This window comes from Sporolactobacillus sp. BBK16-2, assembly GCF_059878335.1.
Genome location: NZ_CM187611.1, coordinates 1904523 through 1928538 on the forward strand (window position 1 = coordinate 1904523; position 24016 = coordinate 1928538).

22 protein-coding genes are annotated in these 24016 nt (G+C 42.8%); 7 read left to right on the forward strand and 15 right to left on the reverse strand.

The window, feature by feature from the left end; genetic code table 11:
* Positions 1-162: 162 nt before the first annotated feature.
* From AC6F33_RS09545 to AC6F33_RS09560, 4 genes are all read right to left on the reverse strand, one after another.
* Positions 163-1407: a dihydrolipoamide acetyltransferase family protein gene (locus tag AC6F33_RS09545; protein WP_255748008.1), complete on the reverse strand. Its 1245-nt coding sequence runs from the start codon at positions 1405-1407 to the stop codon at positions 163-165.
* 84 nt (positions 1408-1491) lie between these two features.
* Positions 1492-2526 carry an alpha-ketoacid dehydrogenase subunit beta gene (locus AC6F33_RS09550; RefSeq protein WP_480947307.1) on the reverse strand — a complete coding sequence of 345 codons (1035 nt, stop codon included), beginning with the start codon at positions 2524-2526 and terminating at the stop codon, positions 1492-1494.
* A gap of 30 nt (positions 2527-2556) precedes the next feature.
* Positions 2557-3552, reverse strand: a complete 996-nt coding sequence (locus tag AC6F33_RS09555) for a thiamine pyrophosphate-dependent dehydrogenase E1 component subunit alpha (protein WP_255748006.1) — start codon at positions 3550-3552, stop codon at positions 2557-2559.
* A gap of 129 nt (positions 3553-3681) precedes the next feature.
* A complete protein-coding gene (locus AC6F33_RS09560; protein WP_500777029.1) occupies positions 3682-4464 on the reverse strand; it encodes an SDR family NAD(P)-dependent oxidoreductase in 783 nt (260 codons plus the stop codon).
* A 313-nt stretch (positions 4465-4777) separates the two neighbouring features.
* Here AC6F33_RS09560 and AC6F33_RS09565 point away from each other — a divergent pair, with 313 nt between their 5' ends.
* Complete coding sequence (locus AC6F33_RS09565) at positions 4778-6040, forward strand: ammonium transporter (RefSeq protein ID WP_255748003.1); 1263 nt, start codon at positions 4778-4780, stop codon at positions 6038-6040.
* Between the two features lie 192 nt (positions 6041-6232).
* Here the strand turns inward: AC6F33_RS09565 and rnz are convergent, their stop codons facing one another.
* From rnz to AC6F33_RS09580, 3 genes are read right to left on the reverse strand one after another with little or no spacing between them, the layout of a single operon-like run.
* On the reverse strand, positions 6233-7168 hold the full coding sequence (gene rnz / locus AC6F33_RS09570; protein ID WP_255748001.1) for a ribonuclease Z: 936 nt from the start codon (positions 7166-7168) through the stop codon (positions 6233-6235).
* Positions 7169-7225: 57 nt separating this feature from the next.
* The gene (locus tag AC6F33_RS09575) at positions 7226-8437 is read right to left on the reverse strand and encodes a DNA polymerase IV (RefSeq protein WP_500777030.1); all 1212 of its coding nucleotides are present in this window, start codon (positions 8435-8437) and stop codon (positions 7226-7228) included.
* 34 nt (positions 8438-8471) lie between these two features.
* On the reverse strand, positions 8472-9593 hold the full coding sequence (locus AC6F33_RS09580) for a M20/M25/M40 family metallo-hydrolase (protein ID WP_255748176.1): 1122 nt from the start codon (positions 9591-9593) through the stop codon (positions 8472-8474).
* Positions 9594-9716: 123 nt separating this feature from the next.
* On the opposite strand from AC6F33_RS09580, the gene prli42 reads away from it, so the two are divergent.
* The gene (prli42, locus tag AC6F33_RS09585) at positions 9717-9863 is read left to right on the forward strand and encodes a stressosome-associated protein Prli42 (RefSeq protein ID WP_255747997.1); all 147 of its coding nucleotides are present in this window, start codon (positions 9717-9719) and stop codon (positions 9861-9863) included.
* On the opposite strand, the gene AC6F33_RS09590 is transcribed toward prli42, so the two are convergent.
* The 3 genes from AC6F33_RS09590 to AC6F33_RS09600 all read right to left on the reverse strand — a co-directional run bounded on the left by AC6F33_RS09590 (position 9860) and on the right by AC6F33_RS09600 (position 12703).
* Entirely contained in the window at positions 9860-10951 is a 1092-nt protein-coding gene (locus AC6F33_RS09590) for a sensor histidine kinase (protein ID WP_255747995.1), read from the reverse strand. The genes prli42 and AC6F33_RS09590 overlap by 4 nt on opposite strands.
* A complete protein-coding gene (locus AC6F33_RS09595) occupies positions 10948-11622 on the reverse strand; it encodes a response regulator transcription factor (protein ID WP_255747993.1) in 675 nt (224 codons plus the stop codon). The genes AC6F33_RS09590 and AC6F33_RS09595 overlap by 4 nt, the downstream gene beginning before the upstream one ends.
* Positions 11623-11785: 163 nt before the next feature.
* Positions 11786-12703, reverse strand: coding sequence for a DMT family transporter (locus AC6F33_RS09600; protein WP_480947302.1), 918 nt, complete (start codon positions 12701-12703; stop codon positions 11786-11788).
* Between the two features lie 151 nt (positions 12704-12854).
* Between AC6F33_RS09600 and AC6F33_RS09605 the strand changes: the two genes are divergently transcribed.
* The 4 genes from AC6F33_RS09605 to AC6F33_RS09620 all read left to right on the forward strand — a co-directional run bounded on the left by AC6F33_RS09605 (position 12855) and on the right by AC6F33_RS09620 (position 16593).
* Positions 12855-13736: a LysR family transcriptional regulator gene (locus AC6F33_RS09605; RefSeq protein ID WP_480947301.1), complete on the forward strand. Its 882-nt coding sequence runs from the start codon at positions 12855-12857 to the stop codon at positions 13734-13736.
* Positions 13737-13938: 202 nt separating this feature from the next.
* Positions 13939-15207 carry a 3-phosphoshikimate 1-carboxyvinyltransferase gene (gene aroA / locus AC6F33_RS09610; RefSeq protein WP_255747988.1) on the forward strand — a complete coding sequence of 423 codons (1269 nt, stop codon included), beginning with the start codon at positions 13939-13941 and terminating at the stop codon, positions 15205-15207.
* Positions 15200-16306 (forward strand): chorismate synthase, encoded by a 1107-nt coding sequence (gene aroC, locus AC6F33_RS09615; RefSeq protein ID WP_255747987.1) that lies wholly within the window; start codon positions 15200-15202, stop codon positions 16304-16306. The genes aroA and aroC overlap by 8 nt, the downstream gene beginning before the upstream one ends.
* On the forward strand, positions 16303-16593 hold the full coding sequence (locus tag AC6F33_RS09620; RefSeq protein ID WP_255747986.1) for a chorismate mutase: 291 nt from the start codon (positions 16303-16305) through the stop codon (positions 16591-16593). The genes aroC and AC6F33_RS09620 overlap by 4 nt, the downstream gene beginning before the upstream one ends.
* A gap of 73 nt (positions 16594-16666) precedes the next feature.
* On the opposite strand, the gene AC6F33_RS09625 is transcribed toward AC6F33_RS09620, so the two are convergent.
* From AC6F33_RS09625 to AC6F33_RS09645, 5 genes are all read right to left on the reverse strand, one after another.
* The gene (locus AC6F33_RS09625) at positions 16667-17956 is read right to left on the reverse strand and encodes a dihydrolipoamide acetyltransferase family protein (RefSeq protein ID WP_255747985.1); all 1290 of its coding nucleotides are present in this window, start codon (positions 17954-17956) and stop codon (positions 16667-16669) included.
* A gap of 18 nt (positions 17957-17974) precedes the next feature.
* Positions 17975-18958, reverse strand: a complete 984-nt coding sequence (locus AC6F33_RS09630; protein ID WP_255747984.1) for an alpha-ketoacid dehydrogenase subunit beta — start codon at positions 18956-18958, stop codon at positions 17975-17977.
* A gap of 14 nt (positions 18959-18972) precedes the next feature.
* Positions 18973-19998 carry a thiamine pyrophosphate-dependent dehydrogenase E1 component subunit alpha gene (locus AC6F33_RS09635; RefSeq protein ID WP_255747982.1) on the reverse strand — a complete coding sequence of 342 codons (1026 nt, stop codon included), beginning with the start codon at positions 19996-19998 and terminating at the stop codon, positions 18973-18975.
* Positions 19995-21413: a dihydrolipoyl dehydrogenase gene (gene lpdA, locus AC6F33_RS09640; RefSeq protein ID WP_255747980.1), complete on the reverse strand. Its 1419-nt coding sequence runs from the start codon at positions 21411-21413 to the stop codon at positions 19995-19997. Before lpdA ends, AC6F33_RS09635 begins: the two co-directional genes overlap by 4 nt.
* 240 nt (positions 21414-21653) lie before the next feature.
* Positions 21654-22637 carry a DUF4003 family protein gene (locus AC6F33_RS09645; RefSeq protein ID WP_480947300.1) on the reverse strand — a complete coding sequence of 328 codons (984 nt, stop codon included), beginning with the start codon at positions 22635-22637 and terminating at the stop codon, positions 21654-21656.
* Between the two features lie 223 nt (positions 22638-22860).
* On the opposite strand from AC6F33_RS09645, the gene AC6F33_RS09650 reads away from it, so the two are divergent.
* The gene (locus AC6F33_RS09650; RefSeq protein ID WP_255747976.1) at positions 22861-23994 is read left to right on the forward strand and encodes a mechanosensitive ion channel family protein; all 1134 of its coding nucleotides are present in this window, start codon (positions 22861-22863) and stop codon (positions 23992-23994) included.
* Positions 23995-24016 lie beyond the last annotated feature (22 nt).

Here is a 24016-nt window from a genome sequence, read left to right on the forward strand (position 1 = left end):
CCATTGACTTTAAAAAATTTGTACTAAATGATCCTCTTCCTTGTGAGTTCTGCAAAAAAAAAGGAAGCAGCCGTCGTTTACCCGGATCTGTTTCCTGCATAACATGACTCGTTTATTCTATTAAACTTATCTTATTTAATAAAAATCTCTTTACGCAAAAATTTAGAGTACCAATTTGAATGGTGCTTCTAGATTTTGTTTAACCGTAGCTAAAAATGCGGCTGCCGGCGCTCCGTCAACTGCTCGATGATCAAAGGTCAAACTGAGCGGCATCATACTGCGTTTCTTTAGTTCATCGCCAAAGTAAACAGGCTGTTCACTTATCGTACCTACACCAAGTATACCTACTTCAGGAGGATTGATCACCGGTGTGAAGAAGCCGACGCCATAGGTTCCTAGTGAAGTAATGGTAAACGTTGATCCGCTTAACTGAAGCTGATTCAATTCCGAACCGCGTGCTTGCTTGCTCGCTTTGCGAATCTCGCGTGATATAGAACTCAATGATTTTTTGTCCGCGTCTTGAATGACCGGTACAACGAGTCCTTCATTAAGCGCTACCGCCACGCCAAGGTGAACGGCATCAAAAGTTGTAATCGTATCCCCTTCATAGATGCTGTTCATCGCTTTGTGTTCAAGCAAGGCGTTAATTGCTGCCTTGGCAATGAAATCAGTGATCGTTAAACGCACTTCATCATTAATTTGATACGCTTCACGCGCTTTTTTCTGGAAAGCTATCAGTTCTGTGACATCGACAGTGGTCTGCAGAGTCAATTGTGCTGTTGTCTGCAAACTGTTGAACATTCGATCTGAGATCACTTTACGCATTCCAGTAACTTTCTTTGCCGTTCCTATACTAAGTGATGATGGTGCAGGTGTTGGAGCAGGCTTAGATGCTTCAGCCGGCTGCTGAGCTTTTTTTGTCTGAGCCGCAGCAACATCGGCTTTTGTAATTCGTCCCATTGGCCCCGTGCCGGTAACGGTAGCTAAATCTATATTTTCGATTTTTGCTAAACGGCGAGCCGCAGGAGAAACACGAAGTCTCGGTTCTTCACCCTTCGCCGGTTCTGGAGCAGATTCTGCTGCAGGTGCAGGGGCTTCAGCAGCAACTGGAACATCTTGTTTCTTTTCCGGTGCTGGTGCAGATGCTTCTTCTGAATTAACTGTTTCCCCTGGAGCACCAATATATCCTAACGGGTGACCAATTGGAACAACATCGTCAACATCTGCTTCAATATCAATAAGGACGCCTTCTTCCGGCGCTTCCAGTTCTTTTTCAATCTTATCTGAACTAATTGAGACAACAGATTCGCCTTTTTTTACCGAATCCCCTTTTTGTTTCAACCATTCGACAACCGTTCCTTCTTCCATGCCCATGCCCATTTTCGGCATAATGATTTCTACCGCCATTTTTTCCTCGCTCCTTTCGGATAAACTCAGAAGGGATACTGAGATCAATTACGGAGCATCCCATTACTATAATTGCTGATTACTTTACACAGCTGAGAAAACTTTATCGCCTACCATAACACTGAATGCATCGATAATTTTCTCAGGTGTCGGCATATACAACTTCTCAAGCGGCGGAGAAAATGGTACTGGTGCATGAGGAGCAGTCACACGCTTAATTGGCGCATCCAGATAATCAAAGGCTTTATCACCGACGATCGCTGCGATATCCGTAGCTGCACTGCAACGAGGATAAGCTTCATCTACAATAATTAGTCGTCCCGTCTTCTTCACCGAATTGATAATCGTATCTTCATCAAGAGGTGATAAAGTTCTAGGATCAATAACTTCTGCTTCGAAACCTTTCTTCGCCAATTTGTCTGCAGCTTTTAAAGCGGTATATACTTGTTTTCCGAGGCCGACAATCGTCAAATCATTCCCAGCACGTTTGATTTCAGCTTTTCCGAATGGAATTGTATAGAAACCCTCGCCGACCTCGCCTTTCATTCCATAAAGAGTCTTATCTTCAAATACCACGACAGGGTCGTCATCAAAGATTGCGCTGAGCAGCAGTCCCTTCATATCATATGGATTGCTTGGTATGACTACTTTGATACCCGGAATATGTGTGAACAATGCGTAGAGGCTTTGCGAGTGCTGAGCCGCAGCGTTGAATCCGGCGCCGTCAATGGTTCGAATGGTCAGCGGTACCTTTGCTTTTCCTCCGAACATATAATGAAATTTTGCCGCTTGATTCATGACTTCATCTAGACAGCTGCCGATAAAGTCATTGAACATCAGTTCTGAAATAGGTCGTAATCCAGTTGCCGCTGCGGAAACAGCCGCGCCCATATATCCGGATTCAGCAATTGGCGTATCAATTACACGATCACGGCCGAATTCCTCTACAATTCCTTTTGTAACTCCGAAAACACCGCCCCATGCGCCTTGATCCTGCAAATGATCAACTTCCGCACCGCCTGCGACATCTTCGCCGATTAAGATAACATCATCATCTTTACGCATTGCAACTCGAATTGCGTCATTAATTGCTTCTGAATAACTCATTTTAACTGCCATTGCGAGCACCTCCAGATTTATCCAATCGATTTAATATGAGACATAGACATCGGTGGTGACTTCTTTATCATCAGGGAATGGACTTTCCTCACTAAATCGAACCGCCTCATCGATGGCTGCCTTGACTGAATCATCAAGTCCCTTGATTTCTTCAGCCGACAAAATTTTGTTTTTCTTTAAGTAGCCCTGAAATCTGAGAATAGCGTCGTCATCAGTAACTGCCTTTTGTTGTTTTTCTTTATCTTTATATGATTGCGTATCGCCTTCAAAATGTCCGAAATCGCGATAGGTCATGCATTCAAGAATCGTCGGGCCTTCACCTTTGCGTGCGCGTGCAACTGCCTTTCCTGCAGCGTCATACACGGCAGTCAGATCTTTTCCGTCCACCGTTTCTCCTGCAATTTTATATACCTTGGCAAAATTTGCAATTGAATCAGCTGCTGCTGCGTATTCAAATGTAGAAGCTTCACCGAATCCGTTATTTTCGCATACGAAAATAACGGGAAGTTTCCAGATGGCAGCCATATTCACTGCTTCGTGGAACGTTCCGTGGTTGCTTGCTCCATCGCCGAAGAAGCAGACGGCAACATCATTCGTTTTCTTTACTTTGGCTGTTAGTCCCGCACCGACCGCCAGCGGCAGTCCCGCGCCTACAATACCATTGGCACCGAGCATGCCTTTTGATACGTCCGCAATATGCATGGAACCTCCCTTACCCTTGCAGAGACCGGTTGCTCGTCCGTAGATCTCAGCCATCATTCCGTTCAAATCACAACCTTTTGCGATACAATGTCCATGTCCGCGGTGGGTACTTGTGATACTGTCATTGTCTGTCAGGTGAGCACAGACTCCGACAGCAACGGCTTCTTCGCCTGCATACAAGTGAACAAAACCCGGTATCTCACCCTTAGCGAAGATTTCATGTACAGCAGTTTCAAATTGGCGAATCTCTTGCATTTTCGTATAAATCCATTTTGCTTTCTCAACGGTCATGTCTTTAGCGGATGCTTGTGTTTCAGTTTGCATTCTGACTCCTCCCGTCATTTAGCGCTTACAAAATTGAACGCGCAATAATGTAAGCGTTTTCTTACAAATCAATAATACACTTTTTGCACGTAATATGCAAAATATATAGATTGTCACTGAAAAAAATGCCTACTTCATATTAATAATACGTCCGAAAATCTTCTCAAATACTCCGGGCATTAACTGATACAGCTTTGCACCTATACCCATATACCAAGGAAGATTAATTTCCCGCTTATTTTTTTCAATTCCTCTAATCACTTTTTCCGCTACGGTACGTGCATCAAGCATAAAACATCCTGCATTTTTCAAATAATGTCCTGAAGGATCCGCAATATTTAAAAACGGCGTACGAATCGGTCCGGGATTCACAACAATTACGCGTATGCCTTCTTTCGCTGATTCCATCCTCAATCCATTTGAGAAACCGATGACCGCATGCTTTGTTGCACCATAGACGACCGATTTTGATGTCGTAATGATTCCTGCAAGTGATGCAATATTAACGATACATCCGTGTTTTTGCCGAACCATTGATGGAAGAGCAGCCTGTGTACAGTGAATGAGTCCATGTACATTGACCGCAAGCATTTGATCAATCACGTCGCTTCCCATTTCCGAAAAAAATTGAAATTTTCCAACTCCGGCGCAGTTAATCAGTATGTCAATATGTTGGAAACGCAAAACAATTTTTTCAAAAATCAAGCGAATCGAATTGATGTCAGTTATATCCAATGAATAGTAATCAGCCGAACCGCCTTCAATATTAATTTGTCTCTGCAATTCAGCTAGTTTTTCTACATTGCGAGCAAGCAGCACAACCTGAGCTCCCTTTGAAGCAAATAAACAGGCAAGTTCACGTCCAACCCCACTTGAAGCACCAGTAATAACAATTATTTTCTTTTGAAACATGATGAATACTCCCTTAATGTCGAATCCTCATTTATTACAAATACTATTATAAATAATAGTACATTCAATAGATAACAAATGTTAGCCCCGTCTTATCGCCTAGATCAATTTAATCATTATAAATCACCTAAAGTGAAGCAAAATATGTCGAACTTCGCAGAATTATAGGAAAAAGGGCTTGCAAAATAGTAACAAAAATGCCGAAATTGAAAAGGCTTACATAAATAAATGAATATTTTTAATATTTAGTTGTAACTTTTACTGACATGATATGTTATAATTACTTCATCATAAAAAAGGGGGCATCAACTTAATGAAAGCAACAGATGCTATAACAGTAAGTTTGGATTCTTTATGGGTAATGGTTGCAGCAATTTTAGTTCTCCTTATGCAAGCCGGATTCGCATTTCTTGAAGCAGGATCACTGCGAAGCAAGAATGCGGGCCACATTACAGGAAAGCAGATTATTACACTCGGCGTTTCCTCAATTGTTTTCTGGGCAGTAGGTTATGGGGTCGCTTTTGGCGATGGTAATGCATTTATCGGTACTTCTAAATTTTTCTTGAGCGGCATCCCGAGCGGCGCTGATTCAATTTTCTTCCTCTTCCAGCTCGCATTCGCCGCTGTATCGCTGGCAATTGCTTGGGGCGGTTTTGCAGAACGTGCCAAGTTGTCTGTGTACTTCGTATTCGGAACGATTTTCGTTGCGATCATTTATCCGGTAGTTGGTCACTGGGTATGGGGCGGCGGCTGGCTGTCCACTCTTGGCATGCAGGATTTCGCTGGATCAACAGTCGTTCACCTTCAAGGTGCAACGGCAGCATTAGTTGGTACATTGCTTCTCGGACCTAGAATCGGCAAGTTTGTCGATGGAAAAGCAAAAACAATTCCGGCACACAGTATTCCATTTGTATATCTTGGTACATTTATTCTTTGGATTGGCTGGTTTGGATTCAACGCCGGCAGTACCGTTTCAACAGGTGTAGCAACATCTGGTTATGGTCAATTCTTCGGTTATGTAGCTTTGACAACGAACCTAGCAGCAGCAGCTGGCGCACTTGGTGCTCTGTTCGCAGCAATGCTTATTTCTAAAAAGGCAGATATCGGTGCAATGTGCAACGGTGTTCTTGCCGCACTCGTTGCGATCACAGCATCTTGTGCGTTTGTTGAGCCTTGGGCAGCAATTGTCATTGGCGCAGTTGCCGGTGCATTCACTTACTGGACTTCAATCTTCCTTGAAAGCAAAGGTCTTGATGATCCGATCTATGCCTTCTCTGTACACGGCATCTCTGGTGTTATCGGTACTCTTTCAACTGGTTTCTTCGCAGCTCCTAAGCTTGTTGCACTCGCTGGTGTTGGTAAAGCCGGACTCTTCTATGGCGGCGGTTTCCACCAATTAGGCGTTCAAGCACTCGGCGTTATCGCAGCATTCGCTTTTGTTGCTGTTGCTTCGCTGATTGTACTCTCAATCATGAAAGCAACCATGGGTCTCCGCGTATCTGCTGAGGCTGAAAAAGCAGGTCTTGATATCAGCGAACACGGTGCATATGGTTACGGTGAAACAGAAGCAAAGTAATCTGTTTACTTAATGAACGATCAACGTACATGAAAAATAAGGCTCCCATATTTGGGAGCCTTATTTTTGCTTATAAAAAAGGACAAGAAACAAATAACAAACGCAGCAATGAAAACGGATGTCATCATTATATCCTCAACCTCACCGACTTGTGTGAAATTCTTCAACACATCGAGTAAGATTTTTGAATGATCAATGCCGTGATGGGTGCTTTAATTCATAAGTCCACAAATCATGAGCGAGAAAAGTTAATGGAAAAACTGCTTTTGCTTCATTAAGCAGTGCTGATTGTTCCCTTTTTTGATATCTTGAACTTAAATGAGAGAGAATCAGAGCTTTTGCCTCCGCTTTATTTGCCGTTTCAGCAGCTTGCAGTGACGTAGAATGGTGATAATCATGAGCAAGCTGATCACAATCTCCACTAAACGTCGCTTCATGAATAAGCAAATCAGCATTTTTCGCAAGAAGCAAAGACGTCTCACAGGGCCTCGTGTCGCCTAAGATGGTAATCGTTCGCCCTTTACGTTGTTTTCCGATGAAATCAGCTGTATCTAGAACTTTTCCATCCGGTAGCATAACATTCTCTTGTTCCTTTATCTGCTTATAAATAGGACCCGGACGCACGCCTATATCGATCAGCTTGTCCACCAGCAACTCTCCGGGCTGATCTTTTTCAGTGATCCGATAACCGTATGTTTTGATGCCGTGATCCAGTTCGCCTGCATCCACAATAAAATGATCATTTTCATACACTATGTTTTCTGAATTAATTTCATGTACAGTAACCGGATAATAGAGATGCGTTCCGGAAACACGAAGTGATGTTTCAACATATTCCTTCAATCCCTTCGGACCGATGAGTGTCAACGGCGTAAGCGCTCCCTGAAAAGACCGACTGCCAAGAATTCCCGGCAACCCGAAGAGATGATCTCCATGCAAGTGGGTGACGAAGATAACTGACAGCTTTGTTAATTTAACAGAGGTATAAAGAATTTGCCGCTGGGTCCCCTCACCACAATCAAAAAGCCATAAATCTCCATCATATTCTGGAAAACTGACAGCGAGCGACGTAACATTTCGTTCTTTCGCCGGCATTCCCGCACCTGTTCCTAAAAATGTAAACCTCATTCTATCCAATCCACCTTTTATACCCTTACTACACTAAATTTTCCAACGATAATACTCTTAATTTCCAAATGAATCTCCCATTCGTTTCTTATCAAGTAGGCGCGTTGCCGGCAGCAACGTTTCTTCTCCAAATTGGTCGTTGATTTGATCAATTAAATTGACAAGCTGCTCTGATTGGGCATCTTTCTGGTATGAAAACAGATCAAGTTGTTTCGTTGAGTCACTGACTGACTGAAAAGAAGCAAGCGTGATACCAAGCAGTCGAACATCATTGCCTTTCCAATTTGAACGAAAGACTGAGAACGCAAGGTTCTCAATTTCTTCCAAGCTCCTCAACGGTTGTACTGTTGTTTTATGTCGCGTAACCGTTGTCCAATCATGATAACGTATCATCAAAATAAGTTCATAGCTTGCCACATGCTCTTTTTTTAATTGAAGCGCTAGCTTAGTCGAAAGCTGATGCAAGGTATCTTGAATAATTTTCATTGATCGTGTGTCCTGAGACAGCGTGACAGAATGTCCGATGCTTTTATAACGATCCCAAGCTTCTGGATCGACAAGACGATCGTCTTGTCCATTTGCTAATTCAAAAAGTCTGCGTCCATTCGTTCCAAAATGCCGTTCAACTAGAACCGAATCATGATTTGCAAGATCACCAATTGTCAGTATGCCTTCTGAGTTAAATTTTTGTTCTGTTTTCGGTCCGACACCATGCATTTTACCAATAGGCAACGGCCATAATAGATCCGCCAACTGTCGCTTTCTGATAACTGTTATGCCCATGGGTTTCTTCATATTAGACGCCATTTTTGCGAGAAATTTATTAGGTGCAATACCAATACTGCATGGCAAACGAAGCTCATCGCCAATCCTGTTTTGAATCGTGCCGGCAAGCTTCAATGGATGTATTTTATTCAAAGCACTCACATCAAGGTAACCTTCATCAATGGATGCTTTTTCAACTAATGGAGTATATTCTTTAAGCATTTCGAATAATTGATCCGAAGTTCGTCGATACAAGGAAAAATCAGGATGACGTACAATGAGGTCAGGACACAGCTTTCGTGCTTCACGAACTGTCATGGTCGTCCGCACCCCTCTTTTTCTTGCCTCATAGCTGCTCGTTACAATGATACCATGCCGCTCCTCCGTTTTACCGGCGATGGCGAGCGGCTTTTTTTTAAGTTCCGGATGGTTGGCAATTTCAACTGAGGCATAAAAACTGTTCATATCGATATGAAAGATAATCCTTGCACTTGCCATCGCCATTTATCGCCTCTTCGTACGTCATTCTTTCTTAAGATTAATCTTTTTCAATTGCTTGATCAACTAGAGCAATGACAAGCTCAGCTGTCTTTATGAGTTCCTTAATTGCTATTTTCTCTTTGACTGTGTGAATGTTTTCATAGCCGACACCCAAGTTTATCGTTGGTATTCCTTTACCGCAAAGTACATTAGCATCGCTTCCTCCGCCGCTTTGGAGCATATGCGGTGTTCTGCCAACTGCTTCAATCGCCTTTGATGCGAGCTGGACCACTGCATCCTCACTGCCGAATTTGTATCCCGGATACATGAATTCAGCATGAACCTCTGCTTTTCCTCCCATTTTCATGGCGGTATCTTTGAAAGCCTCAGTCATTTTTATAATCTGATTATCCATTTTTTCTTTGACAAGTGATCGAGTTTCTGCAATCACCTTCACGTAATCACAGACAATATTTGTCGCTTTACCGCCTTCAAAACTGCCGATATTCGCTGTTGTGTCATTGTCGATCCGACCGAGCGGCATTTTAGCAATGGCTTTAGCTGCCAATGTAATTGCCGATACTCCTTTTTCAGGTTCAATGCCGGCGTGTGCAGTCTTCCCATATAAATCAACGATGAATTTCGTTTGAAATGGAGCTGCCACTACCACATCTCCTACCGGTCCGTCACTGTCCAATGCAAAGCCATAATCAGCATGGACCAGAGACATGTCAAGCGCTTTTGCTCCGAGCAAGCCGGATTCCTCGCCAATCGTAATGATGAACTGAACATCGGCATGTTCGTGCTGCTCCTCGATCATTACTTGAATTGCCTCCAGAATCGCTGCTATACCGGCTTTATCATCCGATCCGAGAATCGTTGTCCCATCTGAGGTGATGTAACCATTTTCAATTAATGGTTTAACACCTTTTCCCGGAAGAACCGTATCCATATGTGTACCAATGAAAATGGGAGTACCTGTTTTCGTTCCATGCAACGTGCAAATGAGATTATTTGCTCCATGACCCGTTGTCTTTTGTGCCTGGTCTTCCTTAACATCGAGTCCGAGTTCAAGAAGTTTTTTTTTCAGAACCTCATAGATTTTCCCTTCAAATCCAGTTTCCGAATCAATGCTGACTAATTCACAAAAATTCGTGATCAGACGTTCTTCATTAATCAATCCACTCACTCATTTCATCATTATTTCTGTAAAAATTACCTTTATTTCGTTTTGCCTGTTTCTCTTTTGTTATAATAACATACTGTTCATTCAATTTTGCTCAGTCGATTGAAAAGTCTGCTTATGATCAACTATAATGGACAAGAACTCACTAGGAAAGGAACGGTCATATCTATGTCGAAGAAATTATTTAAAGTCGTTGTCTATCTCATGATCGGCGCACTCGTCCTATCAAGCATTTCCGTTTTTATCATTGCACTTGTCAATTAATTAGTGCTTTGGGACTTTGTTTCTGCCTTTTCCAACCATATAGAAAAAGTAGTCCCCTTTCCATAGTCGCTGCTTACACGAATTTCTCCTTGATGAACATCTATAATTTTTTTCACGATAGAAAGGCCTAAACCACTGCCGCCTTCACGACTGGTTCGCGAGCGGTTTCCTTTATAGAATCGTTCGAAAAGATGAACAAAATCCTCTTTTTTAATGCCCATTCCTGTGTCTGACAATTGGAAGAGAATACGACCACTCTGCTCTTTTAATAAAACACTGATCTTCCCTTCAATGGGAGTGAATTTAATACTATTTTGAATTAAATTCATCCAAACCTGATTCATTAGTTCACTATCTGCATGAATCATAACCGGTTCTAATTTAATATCTAGATTCAATTTCTTACTGCTCCATTGAGGTTCAAGTGCGAGCAGGCATGATCTTATTTGTCGATCCGGATGATAATCAGTCATGTACATCGGGTGCTTCTCATTTTCAAGTGCTGTCAATTTTAATAAATTATCGCTTAATTTCGAGAGACGATCTGTTTCTGTTTGAATGATCTTTAAGTAATGATCTTTCTTTTCCTTCGGCAGCTGATCATTCTCCAATGCACGTGCGAATCCTTTAATCGAGGTCAGCGGCGATTGAATCTCGTGGGAGACATTTGAAATAAACTCTTGCCGCACACGTTCCAGCTGTCCCAGTTCCTTCGCCATATAATGAACGCTGTCTACAAGCTGGACAAAAGGATTATGTCGATTTTTTTCTTCCGTAGGAAGCGGAATGTTAAGCTCTATTTCGAAATTTCCCTTCGCCATCTGTCTGATCGCTTGGGAAATCGTCTGAAAGTAATTAAATCTTTTTGGCTTAATGTACTTTCCAACCTGAGTCATCACAAAGCCCATTAAAACGACACCAAGGAGTCCGCTCACAACATGAATAAGAAGCGGATGGACATGAATTTCAAAATGATTCGTCACCGAATCAATCAACAGATAAAAAAGAATCCAGAACAGACTCAGTACTAATAAGAACAAAATGCCAAAACAGTGCACTTTGAATTTATTCCAAGGGTATCTTTTCATAATAACTCTTCCAATCGATATCCGAGTCCACGTACTGTTTTTATTTCAAATCCGCATTTATCAGTGACAAAACGTTCACGAAGTCGTTTCACATGAACATCAATCGTGCGTTCATCCCCCTCGTAATCATAACCCCAAATATTTTCAATGAGGTCATCTCGAGTGAACGTTCGACCTGGCGCTCCAGCAAGCATAAACAGCAATTCAAATTCCTTCATTGGGATCATAATTGAATCGTTTCCATTAATAATGGTATACGATTTTCGATCTAAAACCAGTTTTCCTATGCGCAGGGTTTGCGAGACGGATACCTGATAGCGCCTCAGCAAAGCTTTCACACGCATAACAAGCTCAATCGGTTCAAATGGTTTTACGAGATAATCATCAGCTCCAAGCTCAAAACCCTTAACTTTCTGCATTGTCTCTCCCTTTGCTGTAAGCATTAAAATCGGAGTTTTTTTGGACTTGCGCACTTCACGGCAGAATGCCCATCCGTCCATCTCAGGCATCATAATATCCAATATAATGAGCACAACAGAATCATCATCAAGTATTCTTAGCGCTTCTCTTCCATTTTCTGCTTCAATGCAGGGCAAATTTTCACTTTCAAGAAACACAGTCACTAGCTCGCGAATATGCGGATCGTCATCAATAACGAGAATTTTGTTCATTGGTTTTTCGACTCCTTTTCACACAACATTCTTCTCAAATAGTGTGCATGTGAACTATGAACAGAAAATGAATCGATTGATATGTACGATGATAAAAATTATAATGCATAGTTGTTCCAAATGCATCCCGCAAATCGTGCGCCTGCCTATTTTGCCTAAACAATTACTTATCAGGACGGCTGTGCTTTTTAAACAGAGAGACAGCAAACCATGCACGAGGCATTTTGCGATCATTACCAATTTTGATTTCCATGATGACGATACTAAGTAAAACAAGCACGGCTCCGATAGATGCCTGAACAGATAACCGTTCTCCGACAAACAAATAGGCAAACAGCGCCGCAAATACGGGCTCTAATGAAAAAATAAGCCCTGCGTGGAGATCCGAAGTAAACTTTTGTGCTATGTTTTGCAGCAAATAACCGACTGCACTGCATAGAATGGCCAGACCAAGAACAGAAGTCCATGCCGCCAGGGTTGCAGGCAGCTGAAACGGCTCTAAGATCAGGGCAAGCAGTAAGGACAGAACGCCGGTGAACCCCATCTGCCAGATACTGAACGCAAGTGCGGGCACTTGCTTACCGACATGTCCGGCAAGAATAATATAGCCTGCATTGAATAACGCACCAATAATACAGAACAAATCACCACTGCTGAGCATGAGTGAGGAGGTACCTGTTAAAAGAAAAATACCAATTAACGAGACACCTGCTCCCGTCATCACGCGTCTTGGTGGCAGATGTCGCGTGATCAGCGCATGAAGAATCGGAACAAAGATGACCGTAAGACTATTCAAGAATCCCGCCTTTGACGCGGATGTTGTTAGCATTCCGAACATGAGAAATGCAAAAACGCCGAGAAGCATCAGACTTTGCAGCAAGCTATAAACCAGTGTTCTGAAATCTGTATGAAAAAGTGCACGATGGAAAAATAAAGCCATGATGACAAAAGCAATGAAAAAACGCAGTGCAATAAAAGTAAAGACCCCCAAATCATCCAGCCCGGTTTTCATAAACAAATAAGAAGTGCCCCAAAGAACGGTAACAAGGACAAGCATCCAGTCTGCTTTTTTTTGATTCATGCCTCTTCACCTCGATTCGATCATTTTCTTCATCAGTATAAAGGACGTATTGTCATTAATAAAATGAATCTTTATAATATAACAAATGAAATATTTTCATCATGAGGTGATGTCTCACATGGTTTATAAACAAACATGAGGAGGAGCACGAATGAGTCTCATTAAATATCAAATTTTTTCCAAAGTGGCTCAGCTGCACAGTTTTACGCGAGCGGCTGAACAGCTCGGATTGACGCAATCAGCGGTTAGCCACGCCATTTCCGGGCTTGAGCAGACCTTTGGTTTTTCATTGATCCATAGAGGGCGTTCTGCCATCACCTTAACTCGCGAAGGCAACCTGATGCTTCCGAATATCAATGCCGTATTGCAGTTGGATGAAGGTGTTCGCCAGGAAGCTTCATCCATTCTCGGTGTCATAAAGGGAACTGTGTCTGTGGGCAGTTTCAATAGTGTCTCCATTCATATCCTGCCACAAGTGATTCAGCAGATGGAGACGCATTATCCATTAATAAAAATCCGCCTTTTCGATGGGAATTATGAAGAAATTGAACAGGCACTGTTACGCGGTGAACTTGACTGCGGATTTGTAACAAAAATGGAAATTAAATCTGTCCGGGTCACACCAATTAAAAAAGATCGTATACTTTGCATTGTGTCGCCGAAAAGTCCGCTCTATAATCAAAAGACAGTCGCTTTTAAGCAGATTGAAGACGAACCCTTTATCATGCCGGCGTACGGTGGATATCACGAAATTAAACGTTTGTTATCTGAGCACCATTGCTCACCTAATGTTCGGTTTGAACTTATGGAAGAGAATGCAATACTCGCCATGGTCGCACATCATCTCGGGATTAGTATCCTTCCGGAACTTGTTCTTCCAGAAAACATTGAGCCGCTTCGAGCAATTCCATTTACTGTTGACAGTTTTCGAACAATCAGGCTTGCTTCTCGAGTTCCCACATCACCAGCTGCCAAATGTTTCGCAGATATTGTCCTTGAAGTCATAAAAGACAATGAATCTGCAAATCGATAGAATAAAACATTACATGAAAACAAGTCTTTATTGACAGATATTTTTGAAGCACTTAAAATTTATTTTAATTGATTCTCATTCAAATAAAGAATGAACACTTATCCTTTAAAGAGAGTTACCTCTCTTTTTTGTTTTTAAAGAATTAAAAGCGATTATCGCCGGCCCCAATGATCAATGAAAATAGTTAGGGAGATAAACATTGATGCATATTTCAGCAGATTCACTCAATGGTACTGTTGTTGTCCCACCTTCGAAAAGCTACGCACACCGAGCAATCATGGCAGCCTCACTGGCTCAAGGCACAAGTTTGATTCAAAATGTCGGACTATCCGAAGATATTACGGCTACTATAAATGCAATGCAGGCTTTTGGGGCACGAATCAGTTCCCCCCCTTTGTATAAGGAAAGAACTTCACTGACAATTACCGGAATTTCATCTCAATTTAATGGCACGGTTCCCACAATTGATTGTCATGAATCAGGATCAACGTTACGCTTTGTTCTTCCTGTAGCGCTTGCGTTATGCGGAGAAGCACTTGTTACAGGCAGCGATCGATTAGCACAACGTTCACTGACGCCCTATCAATCGCTCTTCGCTGAGAAAAAAATACGATGGCAGCAGATACCCAAGCAGTTTCCAATACATTTAAAAGGAGCATTGCATCCAGGCGACTTTCCCATCTCAGGAAGTGTCAGTTCTCAGCTTATTTCGGGATTAATGTTCGCACTTCCCTTACTTGATCACCCATCAGTAATTCGTATTACCGACTCATTGGAATCAAGCGGGTATGTGACCATCACTCGGGATGTACTCAGTCAATTCGGCATAGCAATTAAAGAAGACGGACGTTCCTTTTTAATAAATTCAGAACCCTACCGATCGAACACCTATACTATTGAAGGAGACTGGTCTCAGGCTGCTTTTCTTCTGCTAATGGGCGTGCTTGGCGGTCGGATTACCATACGCGGCTTAAACCGGGACAGTAAGCAAGGGGACCGCGCCATTAAGTCGATCCTCACGTCAATGAATGGACAGATTTATTGGAACGACGATGAATTAATTGCTGAGAAATCAAAATTAACAGCAACAACAGTGGACGTCGCACAATGTCCTGATCTTGCACCAGTAATAGCAGGAGCTATGGCATTAGCCGATGGAAAAAGTGTCATAAAAGGCGGAAAACGTCTTCGCGACAAAGAATCGGATCGAATCACTAGTGTAGCAAATGCATTGAATTCGTTGGGAGCAGATGTCACGGAGACTGAAGACGGTATGATTATTCGCGGTGTTCCCTTCCTTCGGGGAGGATCCGTTTCATCTCACAACGATCATCGACTTGCCATGCTTCTTACATCTCTTTCAGTGATCGTACACGGTCGGATTCATTTGCAAGAAGCACATGCCGTCGCAAAATCATGGCCGGATTTTTATCACGTATTTCAAACAATTGGAGGGTGCTGTAATGAGTAGTTGTTGGGGAAATCTAATGAAATTAACTATTTTCGGTGAATCACACGGACCTGCTATCGGCGGTGTGATTGATGGCCTCCCCTCTGGAATATCAATTGATTTTGATCAAGTAAATTTCCATATGAAGCGCCGTGCACCGGGCCTTCATCGGTGGTCAACACAGCGACATGAAACGGACACTTGGGAAATACTCAGTGGTATGTTTCAGGGTCGGACAACAGGTACCCCGCTCGCCTTTCTCATTCGCAATCATGACCAAAAGTCTAAAGCGTACGCGGAATTAAATATTATTCCGCGTCCAAGTCATGCAGATTATACAGGAAACGTACGCTATCACGGCTTCCAAGATTATCGAGGCGGCGGTCATTTTTCCGGTCGACTGACTGCCCCTTTGGTCTTTGCGGGATCTATTGCTCGTCAGTTGTTGGAAAATCAAGGAATTCATATCGGTGCTCATATTCGTTCAATTGGCAAAATAAATGACTCTCCTTTTGATCCGATTCATCCTTCAAGCGAGTTGATGAAGGAAGTGGCGAAAAAACAGTTTCCAGTCATTAATGATTCTTCAGGAGAGAAAATGAAAGCACTGATTGAAAAGGCTCGAATGGATTGTGATTCTGTCGGCGGTGTAATTGAAGCAGCAGCAAGCGGAGTCCCCGCAGGTATCGGCTCACCGATCTTTGATGCACTGGAAAGTGTACTTTCCTCAATTCTGTTTGCCATTCCCGCAGTGAAGGGTGTCTCTTTCGGAGACGGTTTCGGAATCAGCAACCTGCGTGGCAGTGAAGCAAATGATCCATACGAGAAGATGAACAAGGACGGTAAACTTGTTACAAGCAGTAATCACAACGGAGGAATATTAGGCGGCATTACGAGCGGTATGCCTTTATTGCTGAATGTAGCGGTGAAACCCACCGCTTCGATTGCCAAACCGCAACAATCAATTAACATGGACAACGGGGAACAAACCGAATTGAACATCAAAGGCAGACATGATCCATGCATTGTCCCGCGTGCGGTCCCAGTTGTCGAAGCGGCAACTGCCTTTGCCTTACTCGACACAATGATTCAAAACAGAGGATTGGAGCACTGGCTATGACCGATATGCAAAGACTTCGCCAGGAAATTGATAAAATCGACGAACAGTTAAGCTGTCTCCTTAATCGGCGTATGATGATTGCACGATCCGTTGCTCAATATAAAATAGATCATAATTGCTGCGTACTTGATACGGAGCGTGAAAATGAAATTATTCACAAAGCATGTGAACGAAGTGCGTGTGATGAACTAAAGCCCTATCAGGAACTTTTTTTCAAACAGTTGATGACACTCAGCCGAGATTACCAGAAAACATTTATCAAACTACAAAAGCAAATAAAAAAATAAAATAAGTAAAATCCCCTTGTCTTTGTTCCGAAACAAAGACAAGGGGATTTTCAATACATATTTATTTTAATTATCAATATATAGGTGTGTTCTCTGGGTTAATATTTTCCAGCAATTCTTTCACTCGTGCAAGGAAACGGCCGGTAATCAGTCCATCCAGTACGCGATGATCGATGGAAATACAGAGATTGACCATGTCTCGGATCGCGATCATGTTATTGACAACAACCGGTCGTTTGACGATGGATTCAATCGAGAGAATCGCTGCCTGCGGATAATTAATAATCGGCTGTGACTGAATTGAACCAAATGATCCCGTATTATTGACCGTAAATGTTCCTCCTTGCATGTCATCAGGAGATAATCGATTTTCACGAACATTAGCAGCAAGTTCATCTACCGCAAATGCAAGGCCTTTAATACTTTTTTCATCGGCATTCTTAATCACAGGCACATAGAGCGCCTCATCTGCTGCAACGGCAAGTGAAATATTTACTGCCTTTTTTTCTATAATCTTGTCGCCGGCCCATGTACTGTTAATGCGTGGGAATTCTTTCAGTGCAGCGACGATTGCTTTGATAAAAAAGGGCAGATAGGTCAATTTATGACCCTCTTTCTTAAGAAAAGCACCTTTGATCTGATTTCGGTAGTTCACCAAATTCGTAACATCCACTTCAATCATCGTCCATGCATGCGGAATTTCGTGCTTGCTTCGAAGCATGTTCGATGCAATTGCTCGGCGAACGCCTGTCAAAGCGACAACATGATCTCCCGCTTCGTTTTCAAAAGTTTTTGGAGCATGAACTGCAGGTTTTGCAGCTTCCTTAGCGACTGCTTCGGAAAAACACCCTGCTGCAGACGGCTGAGGAACATGCATATCAGATGGAGATTCACTTGTGTGTTCTTCAGGGACGGATGCGATATAGAGTTCAACATCCTTACGTGTAATTCGTCCGCTTCTGCCCGTTCCGGCTATCTGATCCAAATCCAGATCATGTTCCTGAGCGAGTCTCAAAACAGCAGGTGAATAACGTCTCTTCATTGATGTATCCTGTTGTTCCTCTTTTTGAGCAGCTTTTCCTGCCGTATTCTTGACCAGCTTTTCAACGGCCGGTTCTGCTCCTTCGACTTCGATGGTACAAATTGGCTCGCCAACGGGCAATGTATCTCCTTCACCCACAAGAAGCTCCGTAATTTTCCCGGAAAAACTTGATGGAATTTCCGCATTGACTTTGTCTGTTGTTACTTCTGCAATCGGATCATACTTGTTTACCGTATCTCCGACTGAAATCAGCCATTGGCTAATCGTACCTTCAGTCACACTTTCTCCTAACTGAGGCATCGCCATTTGTTCGACACTCATTCTGCTGCCCCCATCCTGTTAAAATTCAGCTAAATCTCGGATTTCATTTTCCACTTGTTCAGGTTTAACCATAAATGCTTGTTCCAAAGGTCCGGCATAAGGCATGGCCGGTGCATCTGGGGCAGCCAGTCGTCTGATCGGCGCATCTAAGTCGAACAAGCAGTTTTCAGCAATAATTGCCGCTGCCTCGCTGATCACACTGCCTTCCTTTGTGTCTTCAGTAAGAAGCAATACTTTACCGGTTTTTCGCGCTGCATCAATGATTGCTTCCTTATCCAAAGGATAGACAGTACGAAGATCCAGGATATGTGTTGAAATACCTTCAACAGCAAGCTTATCAGCAGCCTGCATTGCATAATGCACCATCAGGCCATAGGTGATCACCGTGACATCGGTACCGTCGCGTTTTACATCTGCCTTACCAAGCGGAATCGTATAATCATCAACCGGAACCTCGCCTTTAATCAGCCGATATGCACGTTTATGTTCAAAGAAGATCACCGGATCATTATCACGAATCGATGCCTTCAGGAGTCCTTTGACATCATAAGGTGTTGACGGAATCACAATTTTAAGTCCCGGAACATTGGCAAAAATCGCTTCCATTGATTGTGAATGATAAAGACCGCCATGCACACCGCCGCCAAATGGAGCACGAATCGTCATCGGAACAGACCAATCATTGTTTGAACGATAGCGCGTTTTCGCCGCTTCGGAAATGATTTGATTCGCTGCCGGGAGCATAAAGTCGGAAAACTGCATTTCAGCAACAGGACGCATACCATACATTGCTGCTCCGATTCCGACCCCGGCAATTGCTGATTCGGCAAGCGGTGTATCGATCACGCGATTCTCTCCATATTTGTCATATAAACCCTTCGTAGCTTGGAACACTCCGCCGCGTTTTCCAACGTCCTCACCAAGAACGAACACATTTTCATCTCGACTCATTTCTTCATCTAACGCCTGAGTCACGGCTTCAATATACGAAAGTACAGGCATATGCTCTCTTCCCTTCAGTTCTTTTCCTCATATACGTACCGCAAAACAGAATCAGGATCAGCGAACGGCGCATTTTCTGCATAATCAGTCGCTTCGTCAATTTCCTTGCGTACCTGATCTTCCATTTGTTTTTCTCGTTCTTCTGTAAGGACACCGACAGATCGCAAATAAGCGGCAAAAGTAAGAACACCGTCATGTTTCTTTGCTTCATCAACTTCTTGCTTCGTCCGATAGGTCATGTCATTATCATCACTGGTATGCGGCATTAAACGATAGCAGTTTGCTTCAAGCAGAGTCGGTCCTTCTCCACGGTGAGCGCGATCAGCTGCTTCTTTGACCGCCGCGTATGCAGCGAGCGGGTCATTGCCATCAAACGACTTTCCAAACATGCCATAACCGACCGCGCGATCAGAGACATGAGCACATGCCAATTGATGCTTTAACCCCACAGAAATCGCATATTGATTATTTTCACACATGAAAATAACCGGCAGTTTATGAACGGCCGCAAAATTAGCTGCTTCATGAAAATCACCTTGGTTTGATGAGCCTTCACCAAAATCAACAAAGCTGACAAGATCGTCTCCTTTAATTTTAGCCGCGAGTGCTATTCCGACTGCGTGAGGATTCTGAGTTGTCACCGGTGACGAATGACTGAGCATCCGCAGCTTTCGATAGCTGAAATGACCCGGCATCTGGCGTCCTGCAGAACTCGGATCTTCTGCTTTGGCAAAGTTATTGAGCATCATTTCTTTGACCGTCATTCCCCAAGCAAAAACAAAACCAAAATCACGATAATACGGTGCAACATAATCCTTCTCACGGTTCAAGCCGAATGCAGCGCCAACCTGGGCCGCTTCCTGTCCTTGGCATGACACAACAAACGGAATCTTCCCGGCTCGATTAAGCAGCCAAAGCCGTTCGTCCACTCTTCTTGCTTTCAGCATACTCTCATACATTGACAAAACAACTTCATCGGATAGTCCTAAATTTTGATGACGGTTTTTCACTAACGTATCTCCACTTTTTGCTTTAATCATATATGAATCGCCCTCCCGTCTACCGCTAATGCGGCTTCTCCGATCACTTCTGTTAATGTTGGGTGCGGATGGATCGCTTCTGATAATTCCCATGGTGTCGCATCAAGTAATTTTGCTACAGCAGCTTCTCCGATCAAGTCCGTCGCATGCGGCCCGTAAATATGAATACCTAAAAGATCATTAGTCGTTTTGTCGGCAATAATTTTTGCAAAGCCATCGGATTCACCGTAAACAAGCGCTTTTCCAATTGCTCCGAACGGTACCTTTCCAACCTTGACAACGTGTTCCTTCTTCGCTTGTGCCTCTGTCAATCCGATCGAAGCAATTTCCGGATGCGTGTAAATGCAACGCGGTACAAGTTCCGGATGAAGCGGCTCAACTGAAAGTCCTGCTAAATGTTCAACAGCCTTTATACCCTCATGTGAAGCAACGTGTGCAAGCTGCAGTCCGCCGATCACATCACCGATGGCATAGATATGCGATTCCTTCGTTTGGCCGAAGGCATTTGTCTTAATATAACCATGATCCGTTTCAATTGATGTATTCGCTAGACCAATATCCTCGGTATTTGGCATCCTGCCTACAGACACGAGCATTTTCTCAGCTGTAAAGGTTTCGAGTTGGTCGCCAATTTCTGCACTGATTGTTACTCTATCCGTTTTCTTCAATGTTTCAGGAAGTACCTTTGCTGCAGTCACAACCTTAATGCCACGCTTCTTCAAGCCTCGTGCAAGCGTGATTGAAAGTGTTTTGTCTTCTGTAGGAATGATTCGGTCGCTGTACTCAACGATCGTCACCTCTGCGCCGAAGTCTGCCAGCATTGAAGCCCACTCAACTCCGATGACCCCGCCGCCGACTATCAAGATTGAGGCTGGACATGCCTGCAGCTGCAACGCTTCATCCGATGTCAGTATTTGTTTTCCGTCAATGTCTAGTCCTTTTAATGAGCGGGGCCTTGATCCCGTTGCAATAATTACATTTTTCGACGTTAAAATTTCATTTTCCTTTCCATCGGCAAATTCAACAGATATTGAACCGGGAAGTGGTGAAAAAATCGAGGGTCCAAGCATCCGCCCCAGTCCGTTATAGACATCAATTTTCCCCTTTTTCATCAAATGCTGAATGCCGTGGTGCAGCTTTTCTACAATTGCTTGCTTTCGTTCTTGAATTTTTTCGAAACGGAGTGCAACTTCAGAAACATCAATACCGAATGAACTGCTTTTCTTGATTTCATCGTACACTTCAGCGCTTCTGAGCAGCGCCTTCGTCGGGATGCATCCTTTATGGAGGCATGTGCCGCCAAGTGCATCTTTTTCGACAATGGCGGTTTTTAATCCAAGCTGGCTGGCGCGGATCGCCGCAACATAGCCGCCTGTTCCACCACCTAATAGGACCAGGTCATAATTTTGGGCCATAAAAAAAGTCACTCCTTATTCTTGCATGACCTATCTACGTTCAGATTTTAAAAAGGTTTCATTCATCATGACTTTATAAAAACAGTGACAGCAACTTGCATGTACTTTCTTTTCTAACGATTATTTTACTCTTGTTTCAAGATAGGTACAAATAATACGATATTGAGGAATTAAATAGTCTCCCCAAGAAACAGCAAAGATGCCATTGGCGTTTCTCAAGTACTCCAGACATTTTTATAATTAATTTCCGCTGTTTGATGCGGCGGCTGCACTTGTAGATGCGGCAATAGCTGCGGCGCTAGCCGCTTGTTGAGCACGAATCACCATCTCGGTCATGACAAGCAAACTTGGATCAATTGATTTTTGTTTTTCCTCACCGTTCAACACTTCATTTACAAATAGACTAGCCGCTGTTTGAAAGTAAAGATCTTTGCCGACAAACAGAGTAAGCTTCTTGTTTCTTATTTGTTGATAGAATTCAATCACTTGTCCAGCTGCTTCGTTTTCATTGGCAAGCAAAGCAAGCACACCATACATCGGAAAACAGCTGGCTCTAAGACGCATGCCTTGATCTTCCATTGCCGACTTGATTTGTGCAGCTTTCCGAGCGAGTCTTAAGCTGCTTCCCTCAGAAATATAGGCAAGGAGACAAGCGAGCGTCTGGAGGTCATCGCATTTTCTAAATCCATTCTCATTCAAATGGGTATAAATCCGTTCCTCTTTTTCAACAAGTTCATTCGTGTCCTCTTCAAGCTGGGCAAGAAGCACAATAAGTGATACATCATTTTTATTTGTTAAGAACGGATGCTTTTTCTTTAATAATTTGTACAATGAAAAAGCCTTTTCCGAAATTTGAAACGCCTTGGAGGGATCCATTCCGGCAAGTATGGCTGCCGCTATGTAAGTCTGTTGCTGACGAGTAAATCCTGCTTTAACGAGATAGCCATAAATTACCCGAACAAAATCAGGTTCTGCTTGTTTTTGAATGAGCATGGCATTAATACAATAACGAATTTCACGACTAAGCACGGTGAACCACCCGGTCGCACCTTTCATTTGTTCATCGACACGGTAAAATGCCGCCGTATCAAAACGAACACCTGAAGCCGTATAAATCGATGCGAGGATTAGCCGCGTATTCGCCGAAGTCATTTTTAACTGTTTTGTCAGTAAATCCATATTTTTTTCGAGCAGGTTTAATTTATCGTCAAGCATCAGATTCATTTCATCACGCTCCAGTACACATTTAACAGTACATATATGGTACCATATTTTTATAATGAACATCATGTTATGGCTTTTCGATTGATACAATCCCCTCAATAATCTTTTAGAACATGCTGTATAAACTTGGTCACATTTTTTCGTCATTTCTTAATTTTGAATGAACGTAGATGATAAATTCCATGCTATGATAGAAATAAAAAAGATTTTCGGAGTGAATAAAGTGGAACAACTGAACTGGATACTTAAAATAACATGGCTGGACGGGCTCATTTCAATAGGGATTTTTCTTGTCTTCTTCTTTGCCCGCGAGCTTTTTTCTAAATATTTTCTTAAACTCGTTACGCGGCTCTCAAAATTGAGCAAAACCCCCGTTGACGATGCACTGATCGGCGCATTCCGCAGGCCCGTTGCTTTTATTCTTTTCTTTGCTGGTATTTATTTGGCACTTATGTACTTGCCGATGCCGCATCAATGGAAATCCATTGCTACACTGCTTTTTAAGTCATCGGCAATCTTTTCGATTGGCTGGGGCTTTTTCATTTTTTCAGATGCGATTGGGATCTTCTTCCATCATATGGGAGATCGCTATGATCTTCAGTTCAATACAATTGTCATTCCATTTCTTGCCAAAATCATGAAATTCATTGTCGTTGTCTTCACGATTGTAATGATTCTTGATCAGTGGAATTATCATGTAACCGGGTTGATCACCGGCCTTGGAATCGGTGGACTCGCGATCGCCATGGCAGCAAAAGATACATTAAGCAATTTATTCGGAGGATTTGTGATCATCACCGATGCCCCATTCACAATCGGCGATTTAATTCAAATGGGTTCAATCGAAGGATTTGTTGAAGATATTAATTTCAGATCAACCCGAATTCGAACAATGGATCAGGCAATTGTCACGGTTCCAAATTCTACACTTGCTAATTCACCGATTACCAATTTGTCTAAAATGGATAAACGGCGGATATCATTTAATTTACCGCTCGATCTTGAAACAACGAATGAACAAATTAAGCGATGCCTTGGACAAATCAGACAAATGCTGCTAAACGATTCTGAGGTGTATGAAGATCGCAAACTGATTTATCTCGATAAAATTACGTCAAGCAGCATGAATCTGCTCGTTGATTTCTATATCAAGTCGATCGATGCAGAGGAATGGCTGAAGGAGAAGGAAAAATATACGTATGCAATATTAGAGATTCTGCAAAACGAAGGGGTAGAACTGGCAACAACGCGCTCTCTAATGGTTGTTCCGTCACAAAATAATCAAGAACAGCCTGATACACACAGAGATGACAAAAATCAAACTGAACGTGAACAAAGATCTCGCTCGCGTGAATAGTTGCAAGCATTTAACGTTATTT

Bases quoted from the DNA above. Each gene is read 5' to 3' on its own strand.
- AC6F33_RS09605 (WP_480947301.1), top strand. From the start codon at position 12,855: ATGAGTCTCATTAAATATCAAATTTTTTCCAAAGTGGCTCAGCTGCAC.
- AC6F33_RS09590 (WP_255747995.1), bottom strand. From the start codon at position 10,951: ATGAAAAGATACCCTTGGAATAAATTCAAAGTGCACTGTTTTGGCATT.
- AC6F33_RS09595 (WP_255747993.1), bottom strand. From the start codon at position 11,622: ATGAACAAAATTCTCGTTATTGATGACGATCCGCATATTCGCGAGCTA.
- aroC (WP_255747987.1), top strand. From the start codon at position 15,200: ATGAGTAGTTGTTGGGGAAATCTAATGAAATTAACTATTTTCGGTGAA.
- AC6F33_RS09645 (WP_480947300.1), bottom strand. From the start codon at position 22,637: ATGAATCTGATGCTTGACGATAAATTAAACCTGCTCGAAAAAAATATG.
- AC6F33_RS09550 (WP_480947307.1), bottom strand. From the start codon at position 2,526: ATGGCAGTTAAAATGAGTTATTCAGAAGCAATTAATGACGCAATTCGA.
- rnz (WP_255748001.1), bottom strand. From the start codon at position 7,168: ATGAGGTTTACATTTTTAGGAACAGGTGCGGGAATGCCGGCGAAAGAA.
- lpdA (WP_255747980.1), bottom strand. From the start codon at position 21,413: ATGGCCCAAAATTATGACCTGGTCCTATTAGGTGGTGGAACAGGCGGC.
- AC6F33_RS09620 (WP_255747986.1), top strand. From the start codon at position 16,303: ATGACCGATATGCAAAGACTTCGCCAGGAAATTGATAAAATCGACGAA.
- AC6F33_RS09575 (WP_500777030.1), bottom strand. From the start codon at position 8,437: ATGGCGATGGCAAGTGCAAGGATTATCTTTCATATCGATATGAACAGT.
- AC6F33_RS09625 (WP_255747985.1), bottom strand. From the start codon at position 17,956: ATGAGTGTCGAACAAATGGCGATGCCTCAGTTAGGAGAAAGTGTGACT.
- AC6F33_RS09600 (WP_480947302.1), bottom strand. From the start codon at position 12,703: ATGAATCAAAAAAAAGCAGACTGGATGCTTGTCCTTGTTACCGTTCTT.
- AC6F33_RS09635 (WP_255747982.1), bottom strand. From the start codon at position 19,998: ATGATTAAAGCAAAAAGTGGAGATACGTTAGTGAAAAACCGTCATCAA.
- AC6F33_RS09560 (WP_500777029.1), bottom strand. From the start codon at position 4,464: ATGTTTCAAAAGAAAATAATTGTTATTACTGGTGCTTCAAGTGGGGTT.
- AC6F33_RS09565 (WP_255748003.1), top strand. From the start codon at position 4,778: ATGAAAGCAACAGATGCTATAACAGTAAGTTTGGATTCTTTATGGGTA.
- AC6F33_RS09555 (WP_255748006.1), bottom strand. From the start codon at position 3,552: ATGCAAACTGAAACACAAGCATCCGCTAAAGACATGACCGTTGAGAAA.
- AC6F33_RS09545 (WP_255748008.1), bottom strand. From the start codon at position 1,407: ATGGCGGTAGAAATCATTATGCCGAAAATGGGCATGGGCATGGAAGAA.
- prli42 (WP_255747997.1), top strand. From the start codon at position 9,717: ATGATCAACTATAATGGACAAGAACTCACTAGGAAAGGAACGGTCATA.
- aroA (WP_255747988.1), top strand. From the start codon at position 13,939: ATGCATATTTCAGCAGATTCACTCAATGGTACTGTTGTTGTCCCACCT.
- AC6F33_RS09630 (WP_255747984.1), bottom strand. From the start codon at position 18,958: ATGCCTGTACTTTCGTATATTGAAGCCGTGACTCAGGCGTTAGATGAA.